Annotated in this window: 18 protein-coding genes and 1 tRNA gene; 8 read left to right on the top strand and 11 right to left on the bottom strand. The window is 63.7% G+C overall.

Features of this window, described 5'->3' with window-relative positions:
• Positions 1–42: 42 nt before the first annotated feature.
• The gene (locus GQ651_RS00390; protein ID WP_160762244.1) at positions 43–852 is read left to right on the top strand and encodes a division plane positioning ATPase MipZ; all 810 of its coding nucleotides are present in this window, start codon (positions 43–45) and stop codon (positions 850–852) included.
• Here the strand turns inward: GQ651_RS00390 and GQ651_RS00385 are convergent.
• Entirely contained in the window at positions 836–1,213 is a 378-nt protein-coding gene (locus GQ651_RS00385) for a hypothetical protein (protein WP_160762243.1), read from the bottom strand. The genes GQ651_RS00390 and GQ651_RS00385 overlap by 17 nt on opposite strands.
• 347 nt (positions 1,214–1,560) lie before the next feature.
• Here GQ651_RS00385 and cueR point away from each other — a divergent pair, with 347 nt between their 5' ends.
• Both cueR and GQ651_RS00375 read left to right on the top strand, forming a co-directional pair.
• Positions 1,561–1,944 (top strand): Cu(I)-responsive transcriptional regulator, encoded by a 384-nt coding sequence (gene cueR / locus GQ651_RS00380; protein WP_160762242.1) that lies wholly within the window; start codon positions 1,561–1,563, stop codon positions 1,942–1,944.
• 67 nt (positions 1,945–2,011) lie between these two features.
• Complete coding sequence (locus tag GQ651_RS00375) at positions 2,012–3,280, top strand: glycerate kinase type-2 family protein (RefSeq protein WP_160762241.1); 1,269 nt, start codon at positions 2,012–2,014, stop codon at positions 3,278–3,280.
• A 10-nt stretch (positions 3,281–3,290) separates the two neighbouring features.
• On the opposite strand, the gene GQ651_RS00370 is transcribed toward GQ651_RS00375, so the two are convergent.
• The 5 genes from GQ651_RS00370 to GQ651_RS00350 all read right to left on the bottom strand — a co-directional run bounded on the left by GQ651_RS00370 (position 3,291) and on the right by GQ651_RS00350 (position 8,877).
• Positions 3,291–5,258 carry a tripartite tricarboxylate transporter permease gene (locus tag GQ651_RS00370; RefSeq protein WP_160762240.1) on the bottom strand — a complete coding sequence of 656 codons (1,968 nt, stop codon included), beginning with the start codon at positions 5,256–5,258 and terminating at the stop codon, positions 3,291–3,293.
• Positions 5,259–5,369: 111 nt separating this feature from the next.
• The gene (locus GQ651_RS00365; RefSeq protein ID WP_160762239.1) at positions 5,370–6,320 is read right to left on the bottom strand and encodes a tripartite tricarboxylate transporter substrate binding protein; all 951 of its coding nucleotides are present in this window, start codon (positions 6,318–6,320) and stop codon (positions 5,370–5,372) included.
• Between the two features lie 140 nt (positions 6,321–6,460).
• A complete protein-coding gene (locus GQ651_RS00360) occupies positions 6,461–7,387 on the bottom strand; it encodes a hydroxyacid dehydrogenase (protein WP_160762238.1) in 927 nt (308 codons plus the stop codon).
• Between the two features lie 5 nt (positions 7,388–7,392).
• Positions 7,393–8,574: a UxaA family hydrolase gene (locus GQ651_RS00355; protein ID WP_160762237.1), complete on the bottom strand. Its 1,182-nt coding sequence runs from the start codon at positions 8,572–8,574 to the stop codon at positions 7,393–7,395.
• Between the two features lie 12 nt (positions 8,575–8,586).
• On the bottom strand, positions 8,587–8,877 hold the full coding sequence (locus tag GQ651_RS00350) for a UxaA family hydrolase (RefSeq protein ID WP_160762236.1): 291 nt from the start codon (positions 8,875–8,877) through the stop codon (positions 8,587–8,589).
• Between the two features lie 126 nt (positions 8,878–9,003).
• Between GQ651_RS00350 and GQ651_RS00345 the strand changes: the two genes are divergently transcribed.
• Complete coding sequence (locus GQ651_RS00345) at positions 9,004–9,705, top strand: GntR family transcriptional regulator (protein WP_160762235.1); 702 nt, start codon at positions 9,004–9,006, stop codon at positions 9,703–9,705.
• Positions 9,706–9,752: 47 nt separating this feature from the next.
• On the opposite strand, the gene GQ651_RS00340 is transcribed toward GQ651_RS00345, so the two are convergent.
• From GQ651_RS00340 to GQ651_RS00325, 4 genes are all read right to left on the bottom strand, one after another.
• Positions 9,753–9,829, bottom strand: a tRNA-Arg gene (locus GQ651_RS00340).
• 48 nt (positions 9,830–9,877) lie between these two features.
• Complete coding sequence (locus GQ651_RS00335) at positions 9,878–11,281, bottom strand: sensor histidine kinase (RefSeq protein WP_160762234.1); 1,404 nt, start codon at positions 11,279–11,281, stop codon at positions 9,878–9,880.
• A gap of 23 nt (positions 11,282–11,304) precedes the next feature.
• The gene (locus GQ651_RS00330; RefSeq protein ID WP_160762233.1) at positions 11,305–12,726 is read right to left on the bottom strand and encodes a dihydrolipoyl dehydrogenase family protein; all 1,422 of its coding nucleotides are present in this window, start codon (positions 12,724–12,726) and stop codon (positions 11,305–11,307) included.
• A 3-nt stretch (positions 12,727–12,729) separates the two neighbouring features.
• Positions 12,730–13,467 carry a TVP38/TMEM64 family protein gene (locus GQ651_RS00325; protein ID WP_160762232.1) on the bottom strand — a complete coding sequence of 246 codons (738 nt, stop codon included), beginning with the start codon at positions 13,465–13,467 and terminating at the stop codon, positions 12,730–12,732.
• 286 nt (positions 13,468–13,753) lie between these two features.
• Here GQ651_RS00325 and rpmH point away from each other — a divergent pair, with 286 nt between their 5' ends.
• The 3 genes from rpmH to yidD all read left to right on the top strand — a co-directional run bounded on the left by rpmH (position 13,754) and on the right by yidD (position 14,533).
• Positions 13,754–13,888 (top strand): 50S ribosomal protein L34, encoded by a 135-nt coding sequence (gene rpmH / locus GQ651_RS00320; RefSeq protein ID WP_012177012.1) that lies wholly within the window; start codon positions 13,754–13,756, stop codon positions 13,886–13,888.
• 70 nt (positions 13,889–13,958) lie between these two features.
• Complete coding sequence (gene rnpA / locus GQ651_RS00315) at positions 13,959–14,306, top strand: ribonuclease P protein component (protein WP_160762231.1); 348 nt, start codon at positions 13,959–13,961, stop codon at positions 14,304–14,306.
• Positions 14,303–14,533 carry a membrane protein insertion efficiency factor YidD gene (yidD, locus tag GQ651_RS00310; RefSeq protein ID WP_160762230.1) on the top strand — a complete coding sequence of 77 codons (231 nt, stop codon included), beginning with the start codon at positions 14,303–14,305 and terminating at the stop codon, positions 14,531–14,533. The genes rnpA and yidD overlap by 4 nt, the downstream gene beginning before the upstream one ends.
• A gap of 3 nt (positions 14,534–14,536) precedes the next feature.
• On the opposite strand, the gene GQ651_RS00305 is transcribed toward yidD, so the two are convergent.
• Positions 14,537–15,103: a lytic transglycosylase domain-containing protein gene (locus GQ651_RS00305; protein WP_406565450.1), complete on the bottom strand. Its 567-nt coding sequence runs from the start codon at positions 15,101–15,103 to the stop codon at positions 14,537–14,539.
• A 148-nt stretch (positions 15,104–15,251) separates the two neighbouring features.
• Between GQ651_RS00305 and ssb the strand changes: the two genes are divergently transcribed.
• Positions 15,252–15,749, top strand: a complete 498-nt coding sequence (gene ssb / locus GQ651_RS00300; protein ID WP_160762228.1) for a single-stranded DNA-binding protein — start codon at positions 15,252–15,254, stop codon at positions 15,747–15,749.
• Positions 15,750–15,775: the final 26 nt, after the last annotated feature.

Below are 15,775 nucleotides of genomic sequence, written 5' to 3'. Positions count from 1 at the left end.
ACCAATCGGCCCGGGGACAGGGCCGCAATATCAGAGGCAAGAGTGGCCCACATCATAGTTGTCGGGAACGAGAAGGGCGGCGCGGGCAAGTCGACCGTGTCGATGCATATCGCGACGGCTCTGGTCCGTATGGGGCACGCGGTGGGTGTTCTGGACCTCGACCTTCGCCAGAAAAGCTTCGGGCGGTATGTCGAGAACCGCCGCGCCTTCAACGAGCGCGAGGGGCTGGACCTGCCCTGCCCGATCTACCGCGAGTTGCCGAATATCCGCCCCGAAACGCTGGGCCCCGGCGAGAACGTCTACGACCAGCGACTTTCCGCGGCGGTCACGGGCCTTGAGCGCGAGGTCGATTTCATCCTGATCGACTGCCCCGGCTCGCACACGCGCCTGAGCCAGGTCGGCCATTCGCTGGCGGATACACTCGTCACGCCTTTGAATGACAGTTTCGTGGATTTCGACCTTCTGGCCCGGATCGACCCCGCCACGAACCGCATCCTCGGACCTTCGGTCTATTCCGAGATGGTCTGGAACGCCCGGCAGCTCAGGGCGCAGGCGGGCCTGGAGCCCATCGACTGGGTGGTGGTCCGCAACCGGGTCGGCGCGCAGCAGATGCACAACAAGAAGAAGATGCAGGATGCCGTATCGGCCCTGGCCAAGCGGATCGGATTCCGGGTGGCGCCGGGATTTTCCGAGCGGGTGATCTTTCGTGAGCTGTTTCCGCGCGGTCTGACCCTTCTCGACCTGCGCGATATCGGCATTCACAACCTGAACCTGTCGAACGTCGCCGCACGGCAGGAACTCAGAGAGTTGGTGAAAGAGCTGAAACTGCCCGGCGTTACCGTGGATTTCTGACTGCGCGCGACGGGTCGGCACCGAGCGCGCCCGCAAAGCTCAGACGCGAACGACGGCGGCGCTCCGCCTCGTCAGAGCGGCGAAGCTCATCCTGCGAGGCAAGCGGTTGGAAGGCCCGCGAGGCGCGTTTGGAAACCGGCTTCGTTTGCGTCAGGTTGTGCCCACCTTCGGTAGCCGCGTTCCGTCTTTCGATCAGAACAGTAGCGCCAGCCATCGCAAACAGCCCAAAGGACAGAAGAAGGCAGGCCGAGAAAGCCGATGCGCCATATCCATAGGCCGCGGCGGCGCTCACGTATGTCCGCAAGCAAATGCCAGTCAGCAACACAACGACACCGGCCAGAAGCCAGCTGCGCGCTGTCATGGAGTTATGAACACGTCGAACCGCCAAAGGTCACAATCCCGATACCGCCCCCAATGTGAAGGATCATCCTGCAACAGGGCAGGAACGTGACCGTTTGACGGAAGATTGTCTTTCATTTCGTGACAGTCTGTGCGCGAACCGGGCCAAACCGGGCGAGACGTGGCAGGATTGTGACCGCGAAATCTACGCCCGAAGACAAGAAATCGTCTGTTATCTGTTGTTTTTGATATATTTTCACCTCCCCTTTCGTGGAGGCGAATTGAGGCAACCATACCAGCGCGATGGACAGGAGTTCTTTTCGATGGTTTTCTGAACATTCCAGTTCAAGGAATGTTGGCGGGACGACCATGAACATCTCGAAAGCCTCAGTGGCAGCGGGCCTTCCGGTGAAGACCGTGCGTTATTATGCTGATATCGGTCTGGTCGAGGCTGCGGGGCGCTCTGAGACGGGCTATCGCACCTATGACGAGGCCGCGATCCGTAAGCTCGTCTTTGTTCGGCGGGCAAGAGAGTTCGGATTTTCCATAGACGAGTGCCGCGAGCTTCTGGGGCTCTATTCCGACCGCAACCGGACCAGCGCGGATGTCAAGAAACTGGCCAGCCACCGGCTTGACGAGATCGAGCGGAAACAGGCGGAACTGCAATCGCTCCATGACGAGCTTTCGCATCTTGTCCGGTCCTGCGCGGGTGACGACAGACCGGACTGCCCGATCATGGATTATCTTTCGTGACGGGTGCGGGTGCCCGCACCGGAAATTCGCACTGGCGCCGCGTGCAGGTTCGTGCAGATTGCGTTTCATGACACAGACTGACGACACGGCCTTCCTGACCCGGCTTTTCGACGCCGCAGTCCGTGCCGCCGATCCGCGCGCGGCTTTGGCGACCCATCTCCCCGACAAACCCAAGGGACGCACCGTCGTTATCGGCGCGGGCAAGGGCGCGGCCCAGATGGCGGCGGCCTTTGAAGACCTTTGGGGCGAGCCTGTCGATGGCGTCGTGGTGACACGATACGGCTATTCCGCTCCGACACGCCGCATTCGAGTGATTGAGGCGGCGCATCCTGTCCCCGATCCCGCCGGAGTTCAGGCAACCGCAGAGCTTTTCGAGGCCGTGGCGGACCTTACCGAAGACGATCTTGTCGTGGCGCTGATCTGCGGTGGCGGCTCGGCGCTTTTGCCCGCACCGGCGGGCGATCTGACGCTCGAGGATGAAATCGCGCTCAACCGGGCGCTTCTGGCATCGGGCGCGCCCATTGGTGCCATGAACGCCATTCGGAAGCAGGTCAGCCGGATTAAGGGCGGGCGCTTGGCGGCTGCAGCGCACCCTGCGCGGGTGGTCAGCCTGATCGTCTCGGACGTGCCCGGGGATGCGCCGGCCGAGGTCGCCTCCGGCCCGACCGTCCCCTGCCCCCGCGACCGAGCATTGGCGCTAAGGCTGGTCGAGACCTACGGCATCGCCCTGCCCGACTCGATCCGGCGCCATCTGGACACAGCGCCCGAAGACGCGCCAGCACCCAATGCCGCCACCTTTGCGCGCGACCGCGTTTCAGTCATCGCCTCGGCGTCACTGTCGCTCGATGCGGCGGCAGAAGCGGCCCGCGCGGAAGGCATCCCGGCCGTGATCCTGTCCGACGCGATCGAGGGCGAGGCCGCCGATGTGGGCCGCGTCCACGCTGCCATCGCGCGTGAGGTGGTCCTGCGCAACCGTCCCTTCATCCGGCCGGTCGTTATCTTTTCCGGGGGTGAGACGACCGTCACTCTTTCGGGCGACGGCGGGCGTGGTGGCCGCAATACCGAGTTCCTGCTGTCCTTGGCGCTGGCCATCGACGGAACCGACGGCATCGTCGCCATGGCCGCCGATACCGACGGGATAGACGGGTCCGAGGACAATGCGGGCGCCTTCGCCGACGGGCAGACTGCGGCCCTGATCCGCAGGGCCGGTCACGACCCCGCCGCGCTTTTGGCCTCGCATGATGCGTGGGGCGCTTTCGATGCGGCCGGTCAGCTTTTCGTGCCCGGCCCGACCGGCACGAATGTCAACGACTTCCGCGCGATCCTTATCCGCTGAGCGGACGCGTCTAGTAGAGCATCCCCTGCGGCAGCGGCACCGACAGCGCTTCGCGGAAGGCCACCGAGAACAGCAGGATCACGACCGCGACGCTGACCGCCTGAATGGTCCAGGCACGCGCGCTCTGGCTTTCGAATTGGGAAATGACGATAAGGGCGAGGCCCATCAGGATGCCTGCCGTAGCGAAGCCGAGGATCGGCACGAGAAAGGCCGCCCCCATCATTACTGCCGGCACGGCGATCCGGCGCGGCCATGACCCTTCGGTCGTCTCTTCGGTCACGCGGCCCGTCAGGAAAAGCAGGATCAGCGCGAGGATGCAGAGCGCCAGCATCCCCGTTGCGATTGTGCGCGGGAAGACGCCCGCATCGGGATTGAGGTCGAAGGACAGCCAAAGCGCCCCTGCCGCAACGACGCCCATCGCGCCGATGGCAAGCGCGTCTCGCGCCACGGCGGCGCTGTCGGCGCGCGGCGCAAGCTCGGCGCGGACCCGGTCCTTGGCCATGGCGGCGCGGATGCGCGGCCAGAACGGGTAGATGAAGCTGAGGCAGGTCAGAGCGATGATCACCATGGACAGCGGCCGCCCGAAGAACTGCCCCCAGAGGTCGCCGATGGCCGACCCAATGGTCCAGCTCTGGACAAAACCCTGCTCGGCGATCCGCCCGAGGATCAGCCCGAGCACGATCGGCGAGACGGAAAACCCGCGCCGCTTGGCCACCCAGCCGATGACGCCGAGCACGACCATGATCATGACGTCCGACAGGTTGTTCCGGATCGCATAGGTCCCGATCACCGTCATGAAGGCCACGATGGGCACCAACACCGATTTCGGTGCCTTGACGATGGCGCCATAGGCAAAGCGCCCGATCAGCAGCCCGACAGGCAGCATCAGGACCGTGGCGAGGAAGAGGCCGAACATGAAGGTGTAGACGATGTCCGAGCCTGCCGAGAACAGGGACGGCCCGGTGCGCACGCCCTGAACCAGAAGCGCGCCGAGGATCACGGCGTCGGGCGGCGTGCCGGGGATACCCAGCACCAGCGTCGGGATGAAGCCGCCGCCGACGGTCGCGTTATTGGCCGATTCCGTCGCGACGATGCCGCCGGGGTTCCCCTCGCCATAAGGTGTGTCGCCCTTGCCCACGCGGCGCGCCTCGGAATAGGCGACAAGACCCGCGATGGACCCTCCGGCCCCCGGCAGAGCGCCGACGAGCGTGCCGATCAGCGAGCTTCTGGCAACGTTGAATTTTTCGCGCATCATGACGCTGATCGCCTCGGGAAGCCGGAAGCCGCGTGTGCCCTCAGCCTCCTGCAGGTGCCGTTCGGGCTTGGCGACGAGATCGATCAGGACCGGTACGCAATAGAGACCGATCAGTGCCGAGACGACCTCGACCCCACCCAGAAGGGTCTGCGAGCCGAAGGTATAGCGGACCTCGGCGCTGGTCTCGGATATTCCGATCATGGCGATCAGAATGCCCAGGCCCGCGCCGATCATGCCCTTCAGGAAATCGCCCGTGCTGAGCGCGGCGATCAGCGACAGACCGAAGATCGCCAGCCAGAAATATTCGACCGGTCCGAAGGCCAGAGCCGCCTTCGCGAGGGGCGGCGCGAGTAGGAGAAGCGCCAGCGCGCCCACAAGTCCGCCCACCACAGAGGCGAGACAGGCGACGGATACGGCAAGGTCGCCGTCGCCGCGCTTGGCCATCGGGTAGCCGTCGAATGTCGTGGCGATTGCCGAGGGCGTACCGGGGGTGTTCAGAAGGATCGCGGCATAGGCGCCGCCGTAGATGGCGCCCGTATAGATCGCGCCCAGCAGGATCAGCGCGCTTTCCGGAGCGAGCGAGAATGTGATCGGCACCAGCACCGCGACCGCCATGGTGGCCGTCAGGCCGGGGATTGAGCCAATGATGGTCCCTGCCGCCACGCCGAACAGCGCGAAAATAACGTTGAGCGGAGACAATGCCGACAGGATATACTCGAACATCTGGCGCGCCTTTCCGGACAGGGAACCGATGGCCGGCGCGGAACGCCGGCGAAGTCTGGCGACCGGCGCGCCGGTTTCTGGCGCGCCGGTCGGTGTTGATATCGGGTTTGGTTACTCGATTACGCCGGCTTCGCGGGCCGCCGTGAGATAGCCTTCGCTCTTCTCGGCCATGAAGGCGTCCATGTCAGCGCCATAGCCCACGTCGAGAAGCGCGAAACCGCCATCGATCATCTTTTTCTGGAAGGCAGGATCGGCGTTGATCTTGGCAATCGCGTCGGACACCTGCTGACGGACCTCTTCCGAGGCGCTGTTCGGAACGGCGATGCCGCGATAGGCGCCAGAGACCATGTCATAGCCAAGCTCACGGAAGGTCGGCACGTCCGGGAAGGCCGGATGACGCTCTTCCATGGCCACGGCCAGCATCCGGACCTGGTCGCCCTGCGCTGCGCCTACAGTGGTATAGCCCCAGGCAGCCTTGACCTGCTGGCCGAGAAGCGCGGTGACCGATGCGCCGGTGCCCTGGAACGAGACATAGGTCGTGTCGATCCCGGCCAGCGCGTCGAATTGGACCTGCGCCAGATGGTTCGCAGTGCCCTTCCCCGACCCCGAGAAGGTCACGGCATTCGGGTTGGCCTTGGCATCGGCAATCAGATCATCCAGCGACTGATACGGGCTGTCGGCGTGAACGACGATAGCGTCGGGCGTATAGTGGAACATGTAGACCGCCGTGATGTCCTCGGTCTGGAAGCCCACGTCACCCTGATGCGGTTTGACGATGATATGGGGCAGGTTGATGCCCATGATCTTCGAGCCATCGCCAGCCATTCCGTTGAGCTGCGACCAGCCCACGGCGCCACCGCCGCCCGGCTGATAGGAAATCACCAGCTCTTCACCGTAAAGCTCCGAGAAATGGGGCTGCTGAAAACGCGCGGTGATGTCCGACTCGCCGCCTGGGCCGAAAGGGATGATGTAGTCGACGCTTCCCGACGGGAAGTCCTGCGCCTGCGAGATGCCGGCGACGGCGCCAAAGGCTGCAGCCAGCAGCAGAGTTCTTCTTTTCATGATCTTTCCTCCTCTTAGATCGTTCTTAATTGCTTTTTTGGTGACCCCTTTGCAGGGCGTTCGTGTTTTCTTTCGCCCAAGGGCCGGCGCTCGGCCCCGGCCATGGGTTACAGTGCCGAGCCTAGCCGCATCGCTTGGCGCTATGCCAGCCCAAGAACGCGTTTGACATTTGCCACGGTAACCTCGCTGACCCGCACGTTGCTCTCGGAGGTGACCCCAGCGATATGCGGGGTCAGGATCAGGTTCGGGCAACCGTCGAACACTGCGGCGGCAGCGGCGGACAGCGGCTCGTCCTCGAACACGTCGAGCGCGGCGCCCGCGAGGCGTCCCGCTTTCAGCGCAAACGCGAGCGCGGCCTCATCAACGACGCCTCCCCGCGCCGTATTGATGAGGACCGCGTCGGACCGTATCGCCGACAGCGCCTCTGCACCGATCAGGCCGCGGGTCTCGGGTGTCAGTGGGACGTGGAGCGAGATCACATCCGACCGCGACAGCACCTCCCCTGCTGCAACGCGGTCGGCCATGTCCCATGCCTCGTGATCTCTAGGCAGCATGGGATCGCTTGCGATGACGCCCATGCCGAGAGCCCTGGCCCGGCGCGCCACCTCCTGCGCGATCATGCCGAAACCGATCAGGCCCATCGTCCGGCCCGCGATTTCGCGGCCCTGCGCGCGGCCGCGCGGCCACGCGCCCGACAGCATCTCGGCCTTCAGGTCATAGGCATCCCGCAAAAGGACAAACGCCATCGCGATAACATATTCCGCGACCGAGGCGGCATTGGCGCCCGTTGCCGGGCAGACTTCGACCCCGCGGGCCTTGCAGCCGGCGAGGTCGATATTGTCCAGACCGACCCCCAGCCGTCCCACCACCTTCAGCGAAGGGGCGGCATCCAGAAGCTCGGCATCGACCTGCGTACGGTTCCGGACGATCAGGCCGTCGGCGTCGGAAAGGCGCGCAATCAGTGCGGGCCTGTCATCCACGAGGCTAGGGTCATAGTCGACATTGGCGGCGTCTCCAAACGCCGCCAATGCTGTTTCATCCATGAACTCGGAGATGACGATCCGCACCGTGCTTACGCACTCCGATAGAGTTTGGTCATCGAGAACTCGCGGTGACCAAGGGCTTCGGCAGCCGTGTACCGGCCGTTCGCAGTACGGCAGATCATTTCGATCAGCGCATCACCGGCCTCGTCGATGGTCTGCTCGCGGCGGAGGATGCCCGAGACGTCCACGTCCACATGCTCGCCCATGGTCCGGACCGTCCGCGGGTTCGCGGTGATCTTGATCACGGGGACGATCGGGTTGCCGACCACGTTGCCCTGACCTGTCGGGAAGGTGTGGATGACGGCGCCACCGGCAGCCATCAGCGTCACACATTCGGCCGCGGCCGAGGACGAGTCCATGAAGTAGAGACCCGGACCCGAATTGGGCGCTTCTGCGGCATCGAGAATGTCGATGAACTGCGAGGTGCGGCCGATCTTTTCCAGGTTGCCGAGGGCTTTTTCTTCGATGGTGGTCAGGCCGCCTTCGATGTTGCCTTTGGTCGGCTGGCTGTCCGAGAGGTCATCGGTCTGGTGCGCGAAGATGACGTCGTCCTGATAGGCCTTCCACATCTTGTACCAGCGCTCGCCCACTTCTTCGTTGATCGCGCGCTTCTGGCAGATGTGCTCGGCGCCCGTGATTTCCGAGGTCTCGCCGAAGAAGCCGGTGATGCCTTCGGGCAGAAGCTTGTCGTACATGTTGCCCACGGTCGGGCACGAGCCGAGACCGGTGGTCGTGTCGCTCTCGCCGCATTTGGTCGAGACCCAGAGCTCGGAGATCGAGCACTCTTCACGCTGGTATTCCGACGCCATGTGCACGAATTCCTTGGCGGCCCAGCTTGCAGCGCGGATAGTCTCGAAGTCGCCCTTCTGCTCGATCGAGAATTCGGCAACCGGCTTGCCGGTGGCGCGGATGCCGTCGGCGATGCGCTTGGTCCAGCCCGGCTCGATGCCGATGACGACGACAGCGGCGACGTTGGGGTTTGCACCGGTGCCGATGATTGTCCGGAAATGCAACTCGAGGTCTTCGCCGAACTGAAGGCGGCCATACGAGTGCGGGATCGCCAGCGTGCCTTTGACGTTGTTCGCGACCGCTTCACAAGCGGCGTTCGAAATGTCGTCCACGGGCAGGATGACCACGTGGTTACGGACGCCGACGCGACCGTTCTCGCGGCGGTAGGCCTTGACGGTCATGTTTGAATATTTCGATGCCATGATCGTAGCTCCTTACCAGCGCTTCGTTTTGCAGTTGTGGGTGTGCAGATGCCCGCCCTTCGGGATGTCTGCGATGATCTTGCCGATATCTTCGCCGTACTTGATGGCGGTATCGCCCTCTTTCAGGTCCTTCAGCGCGATCTTGTGACCGATCGGAACGTCGGCACCCGCGGTCAGGCGGAAGGTCGAGTTGTCATGGGTGACACAGACCAGCATGTCGGTGCCGGCGGTCAGGCCTTCCACCACGACCACACCGACGTTGTCGTCGTGTTCGTGAACGAGAAGATGAGGGATTTCTGCCATTGCGTTAACTCCTGGGCATCAGCGTTGACGAGTTCATACATATGAATGAAGTCTTATACAAGACTAATTATAGAATAGACAGACGGCGACACTGTGCTAGCGTAGCGCGCGAATGGAGAGAAACGGATGCCAAGCCCGCTCTACAAGGTTGTCATGGACACGCTGGTCGGCCGAATCGCTTCGGGCGCCCTGCCCCCGGGCTCCATGCTCCCAAGCGAGACTCAGATCGGACGCGAGCTTGGCGTCGCGCAGGGTACGGCCCGAAAGGCTCTGATCGAGCTCGAGGCACGGGGTCTCATCTATCGCGAACAGGGGCGCGGGACATTCGTGTCCCGGCACACGACCGAAAACGCACTCTTCCGCTTCTTCCGTGTCAGAAAGCCGGACGGAACGCTTGATGAGCCCTCGCTGGTGTCCGAGGCGATCCGTGAACGCGCCGCCAAGGCCCGCGAGCGTGACACCCTCTCCGGCGCGCCCCAGCGCGTTTTCGAGATTTCCCGCCTGCGGCGGCTGGGATCGTCTACGCTGTTCAGCGAAACATCAGTCGTCTCGACCAGCCAGTTTCCCGGCCTTCGCAACCGAAGCCCGCTTCCGAACACGCTCTACGTGTTCTTTCAGCAATCCTACTCGACGATGATCCTGCGCGCGGATGAGGTTCTCACGGCAAAGCTTGCGGACGAGGCGATGGCCGAGCGTCTGGGGATTGAGTTGGGAGCCCCTCTGATGGAAATCAACCGAACCGCGTTCGACGCGCTCGACCAGGCGGTAGAGCTCCGTGCAATGACCTTTCCGGCCGGATCGCACCGCTATTTCGCGTCGCTCACCTGAGAGTAAGCACGACTGTCAGCGTGTTGAAAACGGCTTCTGAGGGAAAGTGGCGCGCTGGGGAGGATTCGAACCCCCGACCCCTTGATTCGTAGTCAAGTACTCTATCCAACTGAGCTACCAGCGCACGCGGGTTGCATCTAACGACCAGTGCCGGGGTTTGCAAGGGCGGAAATCACTCGGCGGCGCGGCCTGCCGTTACGACGGTTTTTGGAAGCGAAAGCGTGAAGCACGTGCCCTCCGGCCCCGTCGAGGTCAGCTCGAGAACACCGCCGTGCCCGCGCGCCAGTTCCGCCGATATCGCAAGGCCAAGACCCGCGCCGCCTTTGCGCGCACCGCCCTGGAAGGGCTGGAACAGATACTCCTGCGCCTTTGGCGGAAGCCCTGGCCCGGTGTCGCGGATCGTGACGCGCCACGCCTCGGCATCCTCGGCGGCTGCCACCTCAATCTCGCCATCCTTCTTGGCCGCGTCCAGCGCCTGCCGCGCATTGCGCACGAGATTCGACAGGATGCGGTAAAGCTGTTCTGGGTCCGCGCGGACCATCAGGCCGGGAGGCACGTCGTCTCGCAATTGAACGCCTCCATCCGCAATAGCCAGCCTCTCGCCTTCAATCACATCATGCACGATACGCGCCAGCGAGACGAGGTCGAGCTTTGGCGGCGGCTCTTCGGCCTTGCCGAAGGCAAGCGTCGATTCGCAAAGGTTCACCGCCCGCGAAATCGAGTTCATCAGCTTGGGCGCCATGCGCGACACGACCGGATCCTCGCTCGCCTCGATGCGGTCGGCAAAGAGCTGTGCGGTTGTCAGGATATTTCTCAGGTCATGGCTCACCTTGGCGACCGCACCGCCAAGCGCGGCAAGCCGATCCTTCTGCCGGAGCATCGAGGTCAGGTCGGTCTGCATGGCGCGCAGCGCGTGCTCGGCCTCGGCCAGTTCACGCACTGAGGCGCCGGGCTGAATGATACGTCGTGCGTCGTCCGGTGCCGCGGCATAGCTTTTCATCGCCGAAACCACGCCCTTTATTGGCTTCACCAGCAGGGCGCGGACCGCGAAGAACAGAAGCGTAGCCGTGAAGATCGAGATGACGGCCGAAAGAAGCAGAATGCGAAGCCCATAGTCGATCATGGACGCCCGCAATTCTGCGGTCGCCATCGTGATCTCGATCAGAAGCCCCGCGTCCTTTGTCGGATTTCCGATCACCCGGATGACCTCGTCCGTCGGGTCGAAAAGCCGCCCGAAAGCATCCGCGATCAGAGTCGTCGCGGGCGGCTCGCGCATGTCGAAGGTCGCAGCCACGGGCGACGGCATGGGCGAGGCCAGCATCAGTTCCCGTATCTCGTCGCGCCTGAGCACCACGTTGAAGACGCCCGCGTTCCGAAGAAGCTCAAGCTCCAACTCTGGGTCGATCATGTCGTTCGCCAGAAGGGCGAGCGAGGCGATCTGCCCGCGCTCCAGCCGGTTCATCAGATAGTCCTGACGATACCGCGCGATGGACGGCACGAAGATGAAGACTTCGGCCAGCATCACGAAGATGATGGTCAGCGCCAGGAAACGGCCTGAAAGCGAATTCGGGAACATGGCCCTCTCTTTAGCGGCGCCTGTCAGGGAATATAGTTCTGTACGAAGCGCACGACGCGTTTGACCGTAGGGTTATCAAAGAGTTTGGGCGAGAAATAGGCCCCAGCCACGCGCTTGTTGATCTCGCCAAGGGTCGGATATGGCGCGACCATGTTGGCGATTGCGCTCATCTTCAGGCCGTTCGCGACGGCCAGAGCCCAGACACCGATCAGTTCGCCTGCCTGCGCACCGACAATCGTGGCGCCCACCGGCTTGCCCTTGACCACCATCACCTTGATGAAGCCAACCGTCTTGCCCGTGGCAATGGCGCGATCGTTCTCGTGATAGTCGAAGCGCGCGACGGTGACGGCATGGCTTCCGTGGCGCTTCTTCGCCTCGGCCTCGGTCAGGCCGACCTGCGCCAGTTCGGGATCGGTGTAGCTGACCCATGGGATGTGATCGGTTTTCGCCTTCGACGGCAGTCCGAACAGCATCGAGCGGATGATGACACCGGCATGATAGCCCGCGACATGGGTGAATTGCAGACCACCTGCGGCATCGCCCACGGCATAGACGCGCTTGTTCGACACCGAGCGCAGGTCGTCGCCGACCTTGACCGCGCGGTCATGCTTCACGTTGCCCTTGTCGAGGTCGAGCTTGTCGATATTCACCTTGCGCCCGACGGCCACCAATAGGTGCGATCCGGTAAAACTACCCTTCGGCGTCTCGACGGTGATCTTGCCGTCGGCCCCGCTGATCTTCTCGGCCGCCGCCTCTTCCACGATTTCGATACCCTCGCCGCGGAGCCGGTCCAGAACAAGAGCCGCCGCCTCGGGATCGTCCTTGCCAAGTGCCTTGGCGCCCTCGATCACCGTGACCTTCGAGCCGAGCCGGACATGCGCCTGCGCCATCTCCATCCCGATGGGACCGCCGCCAATGATAATGAGGTGCTCGGGCCGCTCACGCAGATCGAAGATCGTCTCGTTTGTATGATACTCGACAGCGTCAAGGCCGGGGATCGGCGGCACGAAAGGACCCGAACCGGTGGCGATCACGATGCGCCGCGCTTCGATTATGTGCTGCCCCGCCTGCACCTCGGTCGGGCTGATGAACCGCCCGTATTCGGTGATGACCCGTACGCCCAGGCCCTCGAACCGCTCGACACTGTCTACGGGCGCGATGGTCTCGATGACCTTGTGGACGTGGTCCTTGGCAGCCGCATAGTCGACCTCGGCCGGTTTCGGCGCGACGCCGTATTTGCCGCCACTCGCCTGCATTGCATGGGCCTGATGTCCCGCCGCCAGAAGCGCCTTGGACGGCACGCAGCCATAGTTCAGGCAGTCGCCCCCCATCTTGTGCCCTTCGAGCAGCACGACCGAGGCCCCCATCTGGACAGCCCCAGCAGCCACCGACAGCCCGCCTGAGCCGCCCCCGATCACGAGGATATCTGTCTTGATCCGTTCCATGGGTCAGATGCCTTTCTTGCCGCGGAGGGCCTTGAGAAGAATGGGAAGGGCCGCAAGGGCACAAAGCCCGAGGATCGGCAGAAGAATATGCGGCTGGAAGATGATGCCTAGATCCGGCGTCTCGCCACGGGCGAAGACCTCACCCAGACCGGCGCCCACCGAGGTATAGACCACCGCACCGGGGATGATGCCCAGGAACGTGGTGACGACGAAGCGGAAGAGCGGAACGCCCACCAACGCAGGCACAAGGTTCGCCACGAAGAACGGTACCGCCGGGACAAGACGGATCAGGAAGAGCGCTTCCCACTGATTATGGTCAATGGCCGTTTTGATCCGTTTTACCGCACCTTCCGACGTATCCATCCTTGCCGCCAGCCGCTCGCCCAGCCCCCAGCGGGCGGCGAGGAATATCAGCGTTGCACCAATGGTCGCGCCGGTGATGTTGAACAGCGCACCGGGGAATGTCGCGAACAGGAAGCCGCCTGTCAGCGTCGCGATGGTGGCACCGGGCAACGAAAAGGCCACGATCACGATATAGGCCGCGATGAAGACGAGGACCGACAGAATGTAATTCGCGTCCCGAAAGGCGATCAGCGCCTCGCGGTTCTGGGCCAGCGCCTCAAAGCTGAGATGATCCCGAAGGGTGAACGCGCCGATCGCCGCCACTGCAAGTATCGCAAGAAGCGGCAGGCGGCGGAGAAATCCGTTCCCCTCTGCGGGCGTGTGGGTCATATCGGCCATTCCGGTGGTGTCCTTGTCGCGTTTCATGTTGGGCAAGAGATGGCGAAAGCGCAGCCGGATTGTCACCCGGATCACGGGCGCTTGATGCGGGGTGATGATTTCGGGCGTCCGCGGTGCCTTCTTGGCCGGACTTGAAACATTTGCACGGCTCTGCCCCGCCCGATTGTTGCAAGAACCGCCCTCTGGCCCGTTGACTTGGTCCCCCGATCCTCTTAGAGACCGGGCTTCGACACGAATTCTGCCCGAATCCGCGACGATTCAGGGCGCATAATGCCGGAGACATGCGATGAAGCGCACATTCCAACCTTCGAACCTGGTCCGCAAGCGGCGCCACGGGTTCCGCGCGCGCATGGCCACCAAAGCCGGGCGCAAGATCCTGAACGCCCGCCGTGCGCGTGGCCGGAAGTCGCTCAGCGCCTGAGCGATTTCTACGCGACTGATGAGGCCGCCGCGGGCAACCGCCGGCGGTTTTGTCGTTTGAGGAGCTTACGATGACCCTTCCCGGTCTCACCGTCCTGAAGCGCCGCGCCGACTATCTGGCCGCACAGCGCGGGCGCGCGGTGCATGGCGAGGGGTTCACGCTCCGGGCGCGCCGGTCGGGTGGAGAGGATATCCGGGTCGGTTTCACCTGTTCCAAGAAAGTCGGCAATGCCGTCGCCCGCAACCGCGCCAAGCGCCGCCTGCGCGAGGCCGCGCGGCTTGTGCTGCCAGACCACGGCAAGCCCGGATGGGATTATGTCCTGATCGGTCACAAGGAGCGCACGGCGAGCGTCCCGTTCGACCGGCTGCGCGCGTCCCTGACCGAAGCCGTCAACCGCGTGGGACAGGACAGGTCATGAGCCCCCTCGCCCATATTGTCGCGCTGCCGGTCCGCGCCTACAGGCTGGCGGTCTCGCCTCTTCTCGGACAAAATTGCCGCTTTCACCCGTCCTGCTCGTCCTATGCGCTGGAAGCGTTGGAGACCCATGGAGCGTTTCGCGGCTCGTGGCTTGCCGCCAAGCGGATCGCGCGGTGCCATCCCTGGGGAGGGTCCGGCGTGGATGAAGTGCCACCGAAACGCGACTAGCGTCTAACGGTCGAGTATTGCCTTCACATAGCCCTGCGTCTCGCGATACGGGGGCACTCCCCCGTATTTCGTGACCGCACCGGGCCCGGCGTTATAGGCCGCCAGCGCAAGCCGCCAGTCGCGGAACGTCCGGTACTGCTGGGCAAGGTACCGCGCGCCTCCCTCCAGGTTCTGCACCGGGTCGCGCGGGTCGACACCAAGGCGCCGCGCGGTCTCGGGCATGAGTTGTGCGAGGCCGATGGCGCCTTTGTGGGACACTGCCCCCGGATTCCAGCGGGACTCCTGATCGACGAGCCGCAGGAACAGATCCTCCGGCACGCCGTGGCGCCGCGCCGCGCTTCGTGCATCCTTCAGGTAAGCGCCGCGATAGGACCCGCCATAGCGCGGCACGGCGATATCCGTCATATCGGGCTTCAGCCGGACCGACCCGGCGTATTGCTGCGCGGCGCGCCCGTCCAGAAGACGGGTCTGCTTCTCGAAGAGCTTAGCGCGCGACACGGTCGCCGGATCGGCAGCGGCGACGCCCGCCAGCGCCACCGTCAACAGACAGCCCAGAATGACCCGCGTCACGATCACTGGCAGATTCCCCCGAACAGCACCCAACCAGACTAAGCATTTTTTCCCGCTTTTCCAGCCGCGCGTCCGTTCACGCCCTGTTAACCTTGAGAGCCCAAGTGTAAATTCACCCGAACGCACGAGAATCGACGGGAGGCATGTGATGGCAGGCTCAGTGAACAAGGTGATCCTGGTGGGCAATCTGGGGCGGGACCCCGAAGTCCGGCAGTTCCAGAACGGGGGCAAGGTCTGCAACCTTCGCATCGCGACATCCGAGAACTGGAAAGACCGCAACACGGGCGAGCGCCGCGAAAAAACCGAATGGCACTCGGTCGCAATCTTCTCCGAGCCGCTCGCGAGGATCGCCGAGCAATATCTGCGGAAAGGCTCGAAGGTTTACATCGAAGGCCAGCTCGAGACCCGCAAGTGGCAGGACCAGTCGGGTCAGGACCGCTATTCGACAGAAGTCGTTCTGCGTCCCTATCGGGGTGAGCTGACGCTGCTCGACGGCCGTGGAGATGGCGGCAGCGGTGGAGGCGGCGGCGGCGGTGGTTACTCCGACGACTACGGCGGGGGCTATGGCGGCGGTGGTGGCGGCGGCGGCCGCTCTTCCGGACCGGCGCCCGCCTCGGGCGATCTCGACGACGAAATCCCGTTCTGATCGGCCAAAGTTCTCTTTCTTCTTGG

Origin of the sequence: Kangsaoukella pontilimi (genome assembly GCF_009830125.1) — a bacterium.
Lineage (GTDB): Bacteria > Pseudomonadota > Alphaproteobacteria > Rhodobacterales > Rhodobacteraceae > Kangsaoukella > Kangsaoukella pontilimi.
The sequence above is the reverse complement of the archived record's forward strand: the minus strand, read 5'-3'. Positions and strand labels throughout refer to the sequence as shown.